This window comes from Lutibacter agarilyticus, assembly GCF_900188235.1.
GTDB classification, from domain to species: domain Bacteria; phylum Bacteroidota; class Bacteroidia; order Flavobacteriales; family Flavobacteriaceae; genus Lutibacter; species Lutibacter agarilyticus.
In genome coordinates, this window is the sequence record NZ_FZNT01000007.1 from 191,560 (window position 1) to 208,779 (window position 17,220).

Annotated in this window: 7 protein-coding genes; 2 read left to right on the plus strand and 5 right to left on the minus strand. The window is 31.6% G+C overall.

Features of this window, described 5'->3' with window-relative positions; genetic code table 11:
* Positions 1-2 precede the first annotated feature (2 nt).
* On the plus strand, positions 3-3,878 hold the full coding sequence (locus tag CHB67_RS12645) for a PAS domain S-box protein (RefSeq protein WP_089382153.1): 3,876 nt from the start codon (positions 3-5) through the stop codon (positions 3,876-3,878).
* A gap of 389 nt (positions 3,879-4,267) precedes the next feature.
* Here the strand turns inward: CHB67_RS12645 and CHB67_RS12650 are convergent, their stop codons facing one another.
* From CHB67_RS12650 to CHB67_RS12670, 5 genes are all read right to left on the minus strand, one after another.
* The gene (locus tag CHB67_RS12650; protein ID WP_176461273.1) at positions 4,268-6,322 is read right to left on the minus strand and encodes a T9SS type A sorting domain-containing protein; all 2,055 of its coding nucleotides are present in this window, start codon (positions 6,320-6,322) and stop codon (positions 4,268-4,270) included.
* A 164-nt stretch (positions 6,323-6,486) separates the two neighbouring features.
* The gene (locus tag CHB67_RS12655) at positions 6,487-8,331 is read right to left on the minus strand and encodes an immunoglobulin-like domain-containing protein (protein ID WP_089382155.1); all 1,845 of its coding nucleotides are present in this window, start codon (positions 8,329-8,331) and stop codon (positions 6,487-6,489) included.
* A 24-nt stretch (positions 8,332-8,355) separates the two neighbouring features.
* Entirely contained in the window at positions 8,356-9,213 is an 858-nt protein-coding gene (locus CHB67_RS12660; protein WP_089382156.1) for a glycoside hydrolase family 16 protein, read from the minus strand.
* A 33-nt stretch (positions 9,214-9,246) separates the two neighbouring features.
* Complete coding sequence (locus CHB67_RS12665; protein ID WP_089382157.1) at positions 9,247-10,659, minus strand: Ig-like domain-containing protein; 1,413 nt, start codon at positions 10,657-10,659, stop codon at positions 9,247-9,249.
* Between the two features lie 11 nt (positions 10,660-10,670).
* Positions 10,671-13,850 carry a glycoside hydrolase family 2 TIM barrel-domain containing protein gene (locus CHB67_RS12670; protein WP_089382158.1) on the minus strand — a complete coding sequence of 1,060 codons (3,180 nt, stop codon included), beginning with the start codon at positions 13,848-13,850 and terminating at the stop codon, positions 10,671-10,673.
* A 530-nt stretch (positions 13,851-14,380) separates the two neighbouring features.
* On the opposite strand from CHB67_RS12670, the gene CHB67_RS12675 reads away from it, so the two are divergent.
* Positions 14,381-17,188 (plus strand): helix-turn-helix and ligand-binding sensor domain-containing protein, encoded by a 2,808-nt coding sequence (locus CHB67_RS12675; protein WP_089382159.1) that lies wholly within the window; start codon positions 14,381-14,383, stop codon positions 17,186-17,188.
* Positions 17,189-17,220 lie beyond the last annotated feature (32 nt).

The following is a 17,220-nucleotide window of genomic DNA, read 5'->3' on the forward strand; positions in this document are numbered from 1 at the left end:
ATATGGCTAACTCCTTTTCCTTAAATAAAAAACAATTAAATCGACTTTTCCCTTTTTATATATTGATTGATAAGGAAATGAAAGTTATTTCCTATGGAGAATCAATAAGCAAATTATATGATTTTGAAAAAGTGGAAGTCTTTAATGAGTTTTTTAAAATACCAAGACCCTACACTGAAATTAATTCTTTTAGTGATTTAATTAAATTAGAAGATCACTTAATTGTTTTAGAGTCTGTAACTTCAGAAAAACTAAAATTACGTGGTCAGTTTGAGTACCTTGAAGCAACCGAAAATATTATATTTGTTGGTTCTCCTTGGTTTGGCTCTATTGAACAATTAAAAGAAAATAATTTAATAATTAACGATTTTGCAAAGCACGATCCAATTATTGATTTGTTGAATGTGCTGAAATCACAAGAAATTACCAACGATGAACTTAAAGAGTTGGTTACAACAGTTGTGAAGCAAAAAAATGATTTAAAAAGAGCTAACAAGGAAGTTTATGATATCGCTTTATTTCCTCAGCAAAATCCTGATCCAAACATAAGGATAAATTATGAAGGTGATTTAATTCAAAATAATCCTGCAGCATCTAATCTTGATTTTATTGAATATGACGGTAATGTATATAGAAATGATTTGTTTTTTAAGTTTATCATATCAAGTATTGATAAAAACATAAAAAGGTGGAGTTTTGAAGCTAGATCTAATGATATTGATTACTCTTTTGGTTGCGTGTCAATGCCTGAAGAAGGATATATAAATATTTACGGTAGAGATATTACCGAGCAAAAAAGAAACCAACAAGAATTAGAAAAATTATCGCTTATTGTTCAAGAAACTACAAATGCGGTAATAATTACAGATTCAAAAGGAAAACTGGAATGGGTAAATAAGGCTTTTGAAAAAATTACGGGTTATACCTTATCAGAAGTAAAAGGAGAAACGCCAGGTAAGTTCTTACAGGGAGAAAAAACAAACCCAGATAGCGTTGCTTACATGCGAGACCAGATAAAGAATTCATTACCTTTTACTTGCGAAGTTTACAATTATAAAAAATCAGGTGAAGGTTATTGGTTGAGAATCAATGGCCAACCAATTTTTGATGCAAAAGGAAAAGTAACTCATTTTTTCGCTTTAGAAGAAGATATTACTTCTGAAAAAAAGGCACAAGAGAAAATAAAAGCAGCTGCAAGCAGAATGGCTTCACTAATAGCGAACCTTCACGATGGTATTTTATTAGAAAATAGAGACGAGACTGTTGCTTTAGCTAATAAACGCTATTGTGAGTTATTTAAAATAAACGTTGACCCAGAGGAATTGATAGGGGAAGATTGCTCAAATATGGATGCTAAATTCAAGCATTTATTTGTAGATCCAGAATTGTTCGTTTCAGGGATTTCTGAAAGACTAAAAAATAAAGAATTAGTTACAGGTGAAATATTAGAGTTGACTGATGGTCGTGTGTTTGAACGTGATTTTGTGCCAATTTGGAGTGACGGAACGTATGATGGGCATTTATGGATGTATAATGATATCACTGAAAAAATAGCTATTGATAAAAAATTAGAAGACTTGCGTGTTTTCTATGAAAAGATTCTAGATAATATTCCTTCAGATATAGCTGTATTTGATACAAACCATCGTTACCTTTATATCAATCCAAAAGGAATTAAAGATGAAGAGTTAAGGAAATGGATTGTTGGAAAAAAAGATGAGGATTATATAAAAAGAAGAAATAAACCAACTCATATTTTAGAAGGTAGACAAAAAGTGTTTAAGGAAGTCTTAGAAAGTAAGCAGCTTAAAAGTTGGGAAGAAGAGCTTAAACAAAAGGATGGTACTAGCAAATTTATGATGCGTAATATGTATCCTGTTATCAATAACAGTAATAAGGTTGATTTGGTAATAGGGTATGGTATTGATATTACCTATATTAAAAATATTCAGAAAGAAATTGCTAACAGTGAAAAAAGATACCGAGATGTTATCGATAATAGTTTAGCCATCATAACTACCCATGATATGGATGGGAATTTCATGAGTGTAAACCCAATGGTTAAAAAATTGTATGGGTATGATGATGATGAGGTAGTTGGACATTCCTTAAAAGACTTTATGCCGCTTGAAGACAAAGCATTATTTCAAGAAAACTATTTAGATAAAATAAAAGAAAATAAAGAGGCAACAGGTATTTTTAGAGTGCTTCATAAGGATGGGAATATTGTATATAGTTTTTATAACAACTATCTAAAAGAAGAAAAGGGAGAAAAGCCTTATGTAATAGGATTTGCAGTTGATATTACGAGTCGTATTTTAATGGAAAAAGAACTCAAAATAGCTAAAAAAGTAACAGAAGAATTAGCCCAAACTAAACAGAACTTTTTAGCGAATATGAGTCATGAAATTAGAACTCCAATGAATGCTATTATGGGGATGAGTCGTCAATTACAGAAATCTGATTTGAACGACAAGCAACGAAGTTATTTAGAGACTATTTCTAGCGCTTCAGAAAACCTTTTGGTAATTATTAATGATGTATTAGATCTTGCAAAACTAGAAGCAGGTAAGCTAATATTTGAAAAAATAGGCTTCGATCCAAAACTAGTTATTGAAGGAGCTATGAAGGTGATGATGCATAAAGCAGAAGAGAAAGGTTTGGCACTTACAAATTCTTTCTTCGATGAACAATTGAGCTCCGTGTTGTTAGGTGATCCGTTCCGTATAAATCAAATTTTATTAAACCTTATTTCAAATGCTATTAAATTTACAACAGTAGGTGGGGTTGATATACGTTTTGCGGTTACAAATGATAAAGAAGATTCGCAAAATGTTGAAATAAAAATAACGGATACTGGAACAGGTATGGAACCTGAATTTTTGGAGCAATTATTTCAGAAATTTAGCCAAGAGTATGTATCTATGTCTAAAAACCATGGAGGTACCGGTTTAGGGATGAACATTACGAAATCTTTGGTTGATGTAATGGGAGGTGAGATTTTGGTTGAAAGTAAAAAAGGCAAAGGAACCACGGTATATTTAAAGTTTAGTTTTGAAAAAGGAGGGCAGCAAGATATTCAGAAAAAGGATGCCTCATTTGTAGATAAGAATATTTTAAAGGATAAAAAAATATTAGTTGTTGATGATAATCAAATGAATAGAATGGTGGCGACTCTAATTTTAAATGAATATGAGGTTGTCGTTTCAGAAGTGGAGAATGGAGAGGAAGCAGTGAAGCATGTAAAGGAGCATCCATGTGATTTAGTTTTAATGGACATACAAATGCCTGTTTTAAATGGTTATGAGGCAACAAAAGCAATTAGAAATGAATTAAAATCTAATATTCCAATTATAGCTTTAACAGCAAATGCTATCAAAGGTGAAAGTGAAAAATGTCTTTCATTAGGTATGAATGATTATTTATCAAAACCTTTTGATGAAGATCAGTTTTTGTACATAGTTTCTTCTTTATTAGGGAAGTCTAAAGAAAAAAAATCAGTTATTTCTGAACATGAAAAAATAAATAAAGTACCGCTTTTTGATTTAAGTAAACTTGAGGGTATTGCTAAAGGTAATCAGGTTTTTATAAATAAAATGATTCAATTATTTATTGATGAAACCCCACTTTCAATTACTGAAATGAGGCAAGCTTATGAAGTAGGGGATTTTAAAAAGGTTGGAGAAATTGCCCATAAAATAAAACCATCGATAGATACTCTTGGAATTTATTTGTTGAAGGAAGAAGTACGTGAAATTGAAGTGAAAGCAGAAATCTATGGCGATTCGGAAGAATTGAGTGCTATGATTCTTTATTTAGAAAATACAATTAAACGCGTTTTAGTTGAATTGCAGAGGGTTAAAGCTAAAACAGTATAAGGGAAAGTTTCTTTAGGGGGCGTAATCTCATAAAATGTGGGTACATATTTATAGGGGTCAGTTTATCAAAGTTAAACCCTATTTTTAAGGTTTGTGTAACTTTCGCACTTATGATTATTTCAGTTTATTTTTATCTCAAAGAGCAGCTTAAACTTATTACTGTCAAAATGGTTTCATTTTTCTTTAACTTTTTTTGTTTGAAGATAGACAGCTTTATTTCCTTAGAGATTGTTTTTTAATCAATAATATTGATTTTAGATTCACGTTATTTAATCTAATATATTGGAATAATTATTTTAAGAGAGTGAAAAAAAGGCAAGTAAAAGTTCAAATTAACTATAATCTAAACCTAAACCTGCCATTATTATTATTATTATTATTATTATTATTTAATTTTTAATCAATTTTCTGCTACTTGTTCCTTTCTCAGTAGTAATGGTTGTAATATAAACACCTGGAGCCAAACTTGAAGCATCAACATTAACAGACAATGTATTTGGTTTTAAAGAAAGTACTTTTTTTCCTAACACATTAAATACATCAACTGCTTGAATTTCTTGATCTTTAGTTGAAATTAACCATTTGCCTTTTGTAGGGTTTGGATAAGCTATAAGGCCTTCAATTTCAAAATCTTTGATGCTTAATGTTCCGCAATCATCACCAACAGTGTAAGTGAAATATTTTGTGACACCAAAACCACCATCAGCCCAAACAAATTTAACGGCATAGTTAATAACTTCTCCTGTAGTAAAGCCATTTAGGTCTAAAGTAGCTGTGTTACCTGTAACTGTCATTGGTGTTTCTGAAAAATTAGGAGCTGCTCTCCATGCATAAGCAACAACACTAGTTGCTCCTGCCTCTAATAATTCAAAAGTCATTCTAACATCTCCATTTTCCAAAGTTTCAAAGGCATAACTATAACCTCCATTAGAAAATGTTCCCTGTTCAGCTTCAGATGAATTACCTGCACAAGCTGTGTTTGTGTCTACAGTAAAATTCACGGTATAAGTTTCAGTTGTACTTCCGTCTTGAGCTGTTACAAGTATAGTACTTGATCCAGGTAATGAACCTGCATTAGAAGTAACAGCTGTAGCAGGAGAGCCTTGCGTAGTTGTTCCAACTACTGTTGGCACAACTGTAGTGCCTTTAGGTAATATAACATCATAAGTTAATGTACTAGCATTAAAACCAGTTAATGTTGATCCATCCACTGTTAAATCACTTAATGTAGTATCTGTTGCTGAATCTACTGGTGTTTTCCAGAAATACAAATTATCAAAGTAAAATGTTTGACCTATTCCTTCATCAAATTTTAATTCTTTTATATTAAAATCGAAATTAGCATTTACATCTGTTAAATAAGAAAGCGGAACATCAATTCCAACCCATTGTCCTTGAGGAAGTGTTCCTAAAGCAGCATCAATATCATAAGCTACCTCTCCAGTTGTAACACTTATAATAGAGATTCTTAAACTTGTTCCTGCATCTGTCCAAAAATCAATATGTAAATACTCCATTGTACCTACATCTGTATGACTTCCAAGAGCAGTACCTTGATAATTTAAATTTGGGTATTTTAAAACCACATCTCCCGCTAAACTCTCAATTACAACGTTTCCTGAACCTCCACCCCAATTTGGATTATAATTTGTATTTGCAATATCTGCATAGTGAGAAGTAATAGTAGGATTAGGATCAGCAAAATCATTTGTTATTTGGCTAAATACAGATATCACTTCAGTCTGCGCCTGAGTTGGAGTAGGTGCTCCAACATTAGGTCCAGCTAATATAAAAGAAACAGTATATATTTTTTCATTAAGAGTATCTTCTGATGTTACAACTACAGTAGCGCTTCCAGGAAGGCCTGTTGCCTGAGTTATAACAGTTGTAGCTAAGCCATGTGTTGTTGTAGCGGTAATTGTAGGTGCTATTGTTGTCTCACTTGGAAGAAATACATTATAATCTAATGTAATTGGACTAAATGTACTAATTGTATTTCCATCAACAAGTAAGTCGCTTAAAGAAGCATCTTCTTCTGGAGCAGGTGGCGGTGCACACACTCCAGCAAATGGTGTGGTAGCATCATTTTTCTGCCATATTCCTCCAGTTGTTTTACTCCATTGAATATGTTGAATCGTTACATCAGTAGGAGGCGTCCCTGTCCATGTCAATGTTATACTAATTTCACCAGGTACAGAAGTGTCAGCAGCTGATTTATTTGGAGCACCTGTAATTGATCCTAAAAGATCTAAAAAAGTTATATCTGCGTGAGCAGCTGTTACTTTCATCGTAGTAGCACCCGTATTTACAATGGTTAAATTAATAGCCGAGACTGTCTCAGCAGGTATATCGAGGTGAAAAACCTCGGTTGAACAGTAGTTTGAAGTTTGAGCATACCCCAAAGTTGCAGTTAATAATAAAAGTAATAAAGTAATTTTTTTCATCATATTTGGTTTAAATTAATAATTAAAGAATTGGTTTTTGTTTCTTTTTTGAAAGTTTTTAAAGTTCATGAATTTGTAAACTCATGATTATTTTATTTTTAGTATCAATAGCTTGAGTGAGTTATTGCTCACTCAAGCTATTGATTTATTTTAATTGATAATGATTAAGGTGTTTTTTTAACAACTACATTGTCTATATTTAATATAGCTGAATTTGTACTATTAACTATTTCAAATAAAAGAGATATACCACCTTCTACTTGATTTGCATTAGCAGCAGTTGTAAACGTGTATGTTTTCGTTTCCCAAGATGTTGATAAAGAAGTTGTACTATCTGTAAGGGTGTGTAGCGTAGCTCCTACAGTTCCACCATCAGCACCTTCAGAAAATGCAAATGCTTTAAAAATTCCTCCCTCTCCAAAATCACCGCTAGATATAATATCAAATGTAACTGTATATGAGGTGTTAGGCTGAACTACACCTACTCCAAATCTTTCCATTTTAAGATGTACAGAAGGTCCCGGTTTCCCTGGAAGTTCGCCAGAGTTGCTACCTCCAATGGTATTGTTAACTGTAGTAGAAAGCAATGCTCCCTCAAAAAATTGCCAACAAACATCTCCAGCTTCAAAATCACCATTAGAAAGTAGCTCTCCAGCTGGTGGTGCTGGACAATCACTAGGTGGAGGGATTACACCACCGCCGTCGCCATAAAGTGTTAAGTCATCGAAATAATAAGTGTCGGTATTGTTTGCATTTAAATCAAAGAATATTACAATCTTATTAAATTTATTACTCTTATCACTTGCAAAAGGAAAAGATAATTCTTCCCATTCATTTGTTTTTGTTGTTGCAACTTCTAACTCAGTATTATTTCCTGCATTTCCTATTTCTTCAAGTTTAATTCTAACAGTAAAACCAGCTACTGCAGAGTATACTTTTATTTTTAAACCTGAATTGGTATCAAAATCTAATTTACCATCCAAATCAATTTGGTTATTATCCCAAGGAAACTGTCCACTCTTATTAATTTTTCCAACTTTACAAGAACTATTTACAGTATTATTAGCATTTGGATTGTCTACCCATTCAAAACCAGCGCCATCAGAAATAATGTTAGCACTTTGGTCTGTCATAAATGTAACGTTTAAGTTTGAAGCACTCATAGATTCAGAAGTTTCTGGTGTACATGCATTAGGGTCTGTAACCGTAACTGTTCTTGTAACTTCATCTGCAGCATTACCTGCGGCATCACTTACGTTGTAGGTGATGGTATATGTGCCTGCTGTATTTACATCTACAGCATCTCCAGCAACTACAATATCATCGGTAATATCTCCATCAACATCATCAGTAGCTGTTGCTCCTGGATCAGTAAATGTATCTCCAACCATCAAATTCATAGTAGCATCCCCAAGTAACGTGATTACTGGCGCTACAGTATCTGCAGCAACAATAACTGTTCTTGTTCTTTCAGTTGCGGCATTACCAGCGGAATCACTGACATTGTAAGTTATAATATATGTACCTGCTGTATTTACATCTACAACATCTCCTGCAACTACAATGTTAGCGGTAATATCTCCATCAACATCATCCATAGCTGTTGCTCCTGGATCAGTAAATGTACCTCCAATCATAATATTCATAGTTGTATCTCCAAGTAAGGTAATTACTGGTGCTCCAACATCTGAAATTACTATTATAGCTTCAGAAATATCAGAAGCTCCTGCAACATTGGTTGCTTTTAAAGTAACTATATACTCTCCTGCTGTATAGGTTTTTATTGGGTTCATTAGCGTAGAGCTAGTTCCGTCCCCAAAAGTCCAAAAATAATTTCTTGAATTTACAGAAGTATTTATAAAAGTTACGTCGCCTGTATCTGCATCAATTGTATAGGTGAAGCTTGAAATAACTTCAGGTAGTAATTCTTCATTTTCATCACACCCTATAAAGGATATAGCTAAAAGCAATATTGAAATTTGCTTCACTTTTTTAATAAATTGTTTCATAATCTTTTAAATAATTAGTTTATTCTATTTATACTGATTTTCATATACTCTTACGTAATCTACAAGCATGGTTTGAGGGAAAACGGTTTCATTATTTGGTGAACCAAGATAGTTTCCTCCAACAGCTAAGTTTATAATAATATTGAATGGATGATCGAAAGCCCATTCACCAGGTACATCACTTGGTGTAATTTGGTTGTACAATACATCATCTACATAAAAGTTTATATAATCTGGAGCCCATTCAATACCAAAAACATGAAATCCTGTATCAAAACGGTCGTTAATCAAACTATAACTTTTTGTAATTCCTTCTCCTCCAGAATAGCCGTTGCCGTGTACAGTTCCGTGTACTATTGTTGGTTCTTGTCCACGATATTCCATAATGTCAATTTCTCCACATTCTGGCCAAACTACAGCAGGTCCACAATTGTCACCTAATAGCCAAAAAGCAGGCCATAATCCTTGACCGTAAGGCAGTCTAATACTAGCTTCATAGCGACCATAAGTTTGTGCTACTTTGGATACAATTCTTGCTGAAGTGTATTGAGATCCATTATAAGCTTCTTCTCTAGCGGTAATAATTAATACGCCATTTTGAACGGTTGCATTTTCACTTCGATCTGTGTAATATTGTAATTCATTATTACCCCAACCGGCTCCAGCTTGAGTATCACTTCCATTACCAATATCGTAACTCCAAATTTCATTATTTAGGGCTCCATCGGTATCAAACTCATCGGCCATTACTAATTTTTCAAAAGTAGTCACAGTCTGAGTTTCATCATTTGAACAGCTTGAAATAATTAAAATTACTGCCAATAGAGAAGACATAAACATTAGAGGTTTATCCTTTACATTATGTTTTATTGTTTTGTTCATTTTTATATGTTTTGAATTTTATAGTATGCTAACTTATTCTGAATAGAAATAAATATTATCCAAGTAAAAGCTTTCTAACGATGAAAAATTAATATTCTCATAAATAATCTGTCCAATATTATTTTTGTTTGTCATTGTTATTGGGAATTCTAGAGTAATCCAGTCTTTTTCAACCCAAATGGCTTTATCGAAAAATATTTGTTCTCTTGAATCATCTCCACCTCCTTGAGCATTATCTTCACCAAAATCTACAATAGTAATTAAAAAGTCCATGTTTGCAGGTACCTTTGGAATGTACATGTTAATGTGCACATTTGAATATTGTGATGCATCTACAGTTGGGTTTGAAAATTGATTTCCAACAAAATTAAAGTTGGTATAACTTAACATATTATTACCATCAATAGCAAAAAGAGTAGATTGTGTTGTTTGATAAGGTTCCCAATATCCATTAAAAAAGTCAACAGGAATACTATTGTATGTGTCACTAAAAATTGAAACAACATTATTTGGGTTTCTAATAGGTATTGGCGCTAAATCAAAATCACCAACTGAATTTATTGTTATGGAACCTTCAGCAGTTACATTAGCTAAACTTGCAGTTATTACAGCTGTTCCTTCACTTAAAACGTTAACAACTCCATATTCATTTACAGTTGCAACACTTCTATCTGATGATTTAAAATCATAATAACTTGGTGCTGGACTTACAGTTTGGTTTAGTCCTGAGCCTAAATTAAATGTTTGTTTTAAATCTGACATTTGTGCTGTAACTCCAATAAAAGTTTCTAAGGTTAAATCTTCACCATTAAATATTGTTGGTCTTGGTTGCGCTATGGTACCTAATTTTTCAAACTGTAAATCATCAATCCAAAAAGTGTAGCCATAACCACCAGTACCTTGCGTGCCAGCAGAATACCAAAACATTCCTCTTTCATCAAATAGTTTATCTGAATCTGGTATAGGAATAGTATATTTTACCCAGTTAGTACTTAAACTTAAATCAGATAAGGCTACTTGGTATTTATCTTCAAAAAAGTCGGTACCAAAACCCATTCCGCCAATAGTAACTCCTCGCGAAGCTTTAGCCCAAAAAGTTAATGCATCATATTCGGTTAAATCGCGTCCAGCGCCATCAATTCTAAAAATAGCTCCTGCATAATTTCCTTCAGGATCATTTACGTTAGGTACATCTATACGCATAGAAGCTTGGCTTTCATAGCCTTCTTTTTCATCTACTGTCCAAGCAGTTGCTTTTGAGCCTTCAAAAGGGAAGTAAAAGTTACTACCAAGACCAATAGGTGAATCGGTAAAAATTTCACCTGTACTATTGTTTATTTCAAACTTTACCTCATCTGAAATTGTTCTTTCACAACTAACTGTGCTAAAAGCAAGAAGAGCTGAAAGAAGTATAATTTTTGAATAAATAAATTTAATATTTTTCATTTTCTATATTTTTATTTTCCAATATTGATGTGTACATACGTTCTAATTTCCCATTCATTTCCATGACCAAATCCTACTGGACTTATAGTTGGTATTGCAGGGTAGGTATTTGATGGCACTGCATTTGGTGAGTAGCGTGGAGAAAACTCATTAAGAGATCGCCATGTTCCACGAATTCCAATTTTGGTGTCTGGTAAAATATACCAGTCTGGTTTTCCAACTGATGTTGATATATCTAACATTTGTTGAAGTGGGTATGTTAAGTTGAAATCACGGTGGTAATCAAAAGGTCCCCAGTCATTAATTTTTAATGAGTAAACTAGCTTAATTTTTTCATAAATAACTCTAACATCAGCTCCAAAACGTTCAATCATTCTTTCATCACTACCATTCGCTTGCGCAGTACCAAAATAAATGTTAGCAATTAAGCCTAAGTCTGGTCTTACTTTAGAAACAATACGTGTATTAGCTTCCCATAAATCTTGTGCAGGAGCAGAATTAGGAAATGCAAAAGAAGTACGATCTTCTAAAAAACCTATTGCTGCATCTTGCGCTGTTGGATGATGACGATAAACAAAACCTGCACTCATTGCAAATTTAGCGTCTTCAGCTCTATCATTATCCCACTCATACATCCAAGTTCCTGGTGTTGGGTCATAGGTTAATAAAAGTTCTCCAGCTGTTGTTTCTCTATTTGCTCTAACTGCAAATGGGTCATCTTCAATATTTCTAAGTCTTCCAGGAGATTGAACATCGTTTGGCATAGCATCAACAATTGGTTTTTGCCATAAAAAGTTAGGTGCTATTTGGAAATTACCAGTAGTATAGGTAAAACCTGAAAGAAAATTAGTTTGGTTTCCGCTACCACTATCTTTTAGTCTCCATCCTGTAAATGTTTTTGTTTGATCTGCACCACCATTAGCAACTAAGCCCATAGCTGCACCTTGTGCATACCAGTTAAAAGCTCCGCCAGAGTAAGTTATTTTAGCTTTTCCACCCCAGTTATCTTCTGAATTAATTTTGTCAACATAAATAACATATTTTGGTTCAGGGTTTTGCACATTTGGAACATAATTTGGGTTATCTTCTGCAATTTGAAATTCTCTACCATTTAAAGGTTGACCTCCCCAAATACCTCCAATTTCAAAACCGAAGTCTCCAATTTCTTTTCTAATATGAAGCGTAGCTCTAGTTGTTTGTGGAAGTGGTATTGCAATTGATGACACAACTTTTGAAGCCTCGTCAACATCTTTATGAAAAACACCACTAATATCAAATCCACCTATTGTTCTACTATATTTTAATAGAAATGCAGGGTTTGCTCCCCACCAAAGTTGAGGTCCAAAAGCAGCTTTTAAACCAGTTAACGCTCTTTTACCGTCAACTTCAATACCTGAAATTTCGCCATTATAAATGTCTAAGTTTGGTCCGTAATTAGCTTCAGGATATAAACCAAAGAAATCACCTTCGTAACCCCACTGACCGTGGCCTGTACGATAAAAACCTCTTAAATCAAAATCTTTAGCATTCCATTCAAATTCAGCACTGTATAATTGTATTCTATTTAAATCGTTAATGTCAACATTCCCTTCATCTGTATTAACAGAAGCAGTGCGTCCTCTATTTTCATAAAAAATCTCATCAATAGGATTATCGGCAACATTTCCAAGAATATTAAAATTAACATTTGCATACATATTTGAAGAAGGGTTTCCTTCAACACCTACATAGAACGACTGCATGTGGTCAAAACCTAATTTATTTGGATAGACTGTTTCATTTGGATCTGGATCTTCAGGCGTTGTAATTAAACTACCTCCTGTATTAAATGTTGTAAATTCGGCTCTCATATTGCTTAATCGAATTTTACCGCCTTCTTCATTTTTAAGCGCTGCTTTATCTCCACGTGCTCTAAGAACAGCGTCCGTTAAATTAATATTTGAAAAGTAATTATCTATAAATTCTGGAGTTACATCTACTTCATATGGATTTAATTGGTGTGCTTCTTTTAAAGCGTAATATGCAGCACGAGGATATAAATCATATAAACCTCTTTCGTTAGTTGGGCCTTTTGCACAAATACCAAACCATTCTTCATTCATATTATTTTCACCTATTCTATAATCATAAAGATAACCTCCATTGCTCCATGAAGCGTTGTTATCATGTTTATCAGCGTTTACTCTATCTTCAAAACCATATTTCCACCATCCATCACTAAATTGAAAAGTAAAACCTCCTAGTGAGTTATTAGTTTTACCTAAACCTGCTGCATTTTGGTAAATTTCTTTCCAGTTACTTACCATATAATATGCTTGAGGTTTTTGATCCTCAGCGTTTTCAATAGCGTTATAAGCATCTGCTCCAAATTCAGTTATTATTATTGGTTTATTTAATTTGTCTTTTACTACCTGAAACATATCACCGAAAGAAGCACCACGATAAGCATTTACTCCATATATATCAACATCTTTACATTCCTCAGCAATAATATCTATAAACAGTACATCACCATTACATATAGCAACAGGGTGAGATGAATCCATAGCTTTTATCTTTTTAGCGGCTTCATTCATAAGTTTATACATTGGTCTTCCACGCTTTTCTCCTACAAATTCTCTTTCTTCTTCTTCATCAGGAAAATCTTCGGTTTCTGCTCCTGCCCAAAATAGTCCGTAGTTATTTTCATTACCTAATAAGTATAATAATAAGCCTGGCGTGTTTTTATACTCGTTTATTAACTTATCTATTTCTGCCAATAAAAATTCTTGCGTACGAGGTTCAGAGTAATCGGTAATAGGATTAAAAACACCTTTTATAGTTGTGCCATAACGTCCAAAAGAATGATTAAGCATAGTGTAAATACCATAATTTTCGTAGATGTACTTAATCCACTTAGCAGGTACGCCAGTGTATTGACGTATCACATTAACACCCATGTTTTTTAAAAGTGACATTTCTGAATCTAGCCCAGCTTTAATTATGTCATCAGATTTTTTCCAAAAATTAGCGTTTACAGTATTTGTTCCGATAGGGATATGATCCCAATTCATCCCATTAATCATGAAATCTTGTCCATTAACAACTAATTTTATTCCTTCGTCATTATTTACAACAGTCACTTGATCAACCTGAGCAAATAGCGATGATGTAACTACGAAAAGAATTAGTATTAGAAATTTGTTTTTCATTGTGTTTTATTTAAAGTTGAGTTTATGTGTGAATAAATTCAATTAGTTATGTAGTAAATTTAATAGATATTTAAGTGAAATAAGTAAAAACAACCTTTACATGTTCTCTACAATAAATAATGATGTTGTTATAATATACTTATTTATAAGGTAGTATGCTATTTTTTTTATAATTTATATGTGTTTGTTAACTAATTAAATTTATGTATTTTTGAGTAGATGTTAAGTTAATGTTAAGGTGTTTTAGATTTTATAATGTAGTATATTAATGAGATTATGTTCTATATTTGCATTTCAGACTATGTTATTTACCTTAAATCTGTAAAATAAATTTACACATATTCTCATTTTATTTTATTTTATTAAGTTTTAAGGCTACTTGAAGAAACACTTTGATATGAAAATTTGATAGCATATATTTAATTAATTTAGCTAAATTAACAAGTCAACTAATTCTATAATGAAATTGCATAAGATGTTTAATTATGTAAACTTTTAATTAAAATAGTTTGCTTTTACCAAATCAATTCATGAATTTATTAAGAAACATATTATTTATTGTTTTATTTATACCAGTTATTTTTTATGCTCAAGAGCTTCCGCCAATAGTAAATTATACGGTAAAAGATTATTCGGGAGAAAACCAAAATTGGAATATTGATCAATCTTTTGAAAATTATATTTATATAGGCAACAATAAGGGCTTAATGGAATATAATGGTGCTGATTGGAAAATTTACCCATCATCTAATAATTCAATAATACGGTCAGTTAAAGTAATTGATAAAAAAATTTTTACAGGTTGCTATATGGATTTTGGATATTGGGTAAAAAATAATTATGGTAACTTAACATATACTTCGTTGGTTGAAAAGTTATCGAACCCATTATTAAATGATGAATCATTTTGGAATATAGTCCAATTTGAAGATTACGTTTTATTTCAATCCTTAAAAAGAATTTACATTTATAATCTTAGTAATGAGTCCTTCAAAATTATAGAAGCTCCTTCAAAAAGAGCTGTAATTTTTATTGTTGAAAATTCTGTTTATTTTCAAATATCGAACAAAGGTATTTTTAAAATTAAAAATGGAGAAGGTATACTTGTTTCTGATGAAAAAGCAGTAAAAGACCAAGAAATTGTTGGTGCTTTTTTAGTTAATAAGAAGCTACTTTTTTTAACTGAAAATGGTGAATTTTATTTTTTTGAAAATGGTTCATTATCACAATGGGATATAAGTTCAAATCAAATTTTAAAATCACAAAATATTTATAGCAGTTGTAAGCTATCAGATGGGAGTTTTATTCTTGGATCTATTTCAAATGGCGTTTATCATATTAATTCACAAGGAGATTTAATTCAAAATATAAATAAAGAAAAAGGGTTATTAGATAACACTGTTTTATGTGTTTTTGAAGATAAAGATAAAAATATTTGGTTGGGATTAGATGATGGATTGAGTATTATAAACTTAGATTCTCCATTTAATGTTTATAATGATATTCAAGGAACGCTAGGAACAGTTTATACTTCCTTAATTTTTCAGAATAATTTATATGTTGGAACAAATCAGGGTTTATTTTATAAACCATATAACTCAAATGAAAAACTGCAAATTGTAAATAATACACAAGGTCAAGTTTGGTGTTTAAAAGTGATTGATAATACCTTGTTTTGTGGACACAATTCTGGAACATTTGTTGTTACAGATGGTTTCGCTTTGAAAATTTCCGATCTTCCTGGAACTTGGGATATTAAAAAAGTTAATGCAAATCAAAATATATTATTACAAGGTAACTATAATGGTTTGAGCATTTTAGAAAAAGTAGGTAACAAATGGGAATTTAGAAATAAAGTTGAAGGCTTTAATATATCTAGCCGTTTTATTGAGTTTGTTAACGAAAATGAGTTGTTGATAAATCACGAATATGATGGGATTTTTAAGTTAAAGTTGAATACAGAATTTACTAAAGTTGAAAATGAAATAAAATTTAAACTTTTTGGTGTTGAATCTAGTTTGGTGACTTACAACAATAAAGTGTTTCATTCTTCAAGTGTTGGAGTGTATAAATTTCAGGAAGATAAAAATAAATTTGAAATAGATTCGTTATTTTCTTCGTTGCTTTATAACACAGAAGACCCTATTAAGGGAAATTTAATAGTTGATACTAAAAAGAATCTTTGGGGCTTTTCTGATAGAAATATAGTTTTAATTAAATATGATGCTATTACTAATAAACCCAAAAGGATTGATATTCCAGTTCAAAAGGCATTTAGGTCAAGTAATAGTGTATCCGGTTTTGCCAATTTAAATTATTTAAAGAATGAAATTTACCTAGTAGGAAATACAAACGGGTTTACTACTTTAAATTTAGATAAATTAAAAACTCGTAATTATGATATCTTCTTAAATTCAGTATATAAACAAGCCCTAAATACTCCAAAAGAACAATTAACACTCAATAAATCTAATAGTTTAAAGTCTAATCAAAACAATTTGTTTTTTGCATTTAGTGTTCCTGAATTTCATGAAAATATTGAAGTTAATTTTAAACATAGATTAAAAGGGTACAATGATAAATGGAGTGGTTGGAGTGAAGAATCAAGTGTTTCCTATGAAAATTTGCCATACGGTACATATAATTTTGAGGTAAAAGCAAGGATTGGAAATGTGATTTCTGATAATACTGCTGTTTGTTCTTTTGAAATTGATCCGCCTTTTTATTTCTCAAATTTAGCCTATGTTTTGTATTCAATTTGCTTGATACTGTTGTTTATATTAATTCATTCTATTTATAAATTTTATCATAAAAAACAAACACAATTATTAGTTGAAAAGAATCAACGCCAAGTTACGCGAATGCAATTAGAGAAAGACAAGGAAATTATAAAATTAAAAAATGAGAAACTACAACAGGAAATAGATAATAAAACACGAGAACTTTCAGTTTCAACAATGAGTATTATTAAAAAGAATGAAATTTTGAACACTATTAAAAATGAATTGGCCGATATTAAAGACGATAAAACGGTAAAGCCGGTTATTAAAATTATTAATACAAATTTAAACAATACAAGTGATTGGAAAATGTTTCAGGAAGCCTTTAATAATGCTGATAGAGATTTTTTAAAAAAGATAAAAGAAATTCATTCAAATTTAACACCAAATGATTTGAGATTGTGTGCATATTTAAGGATGAATTTATCATCAAAAGAATTGGCGCGTTTGCTAAGTATCTCTATAAAAAGTGTTGAGATAAAGCGCCATAGATTACGGAAAAAGATGGAGTTACCTCATGAAACCAATCTTGTAGACTATATTTTGAATATTTGTTAGAAATATATAGTAAGTACTAATGATAGACTATG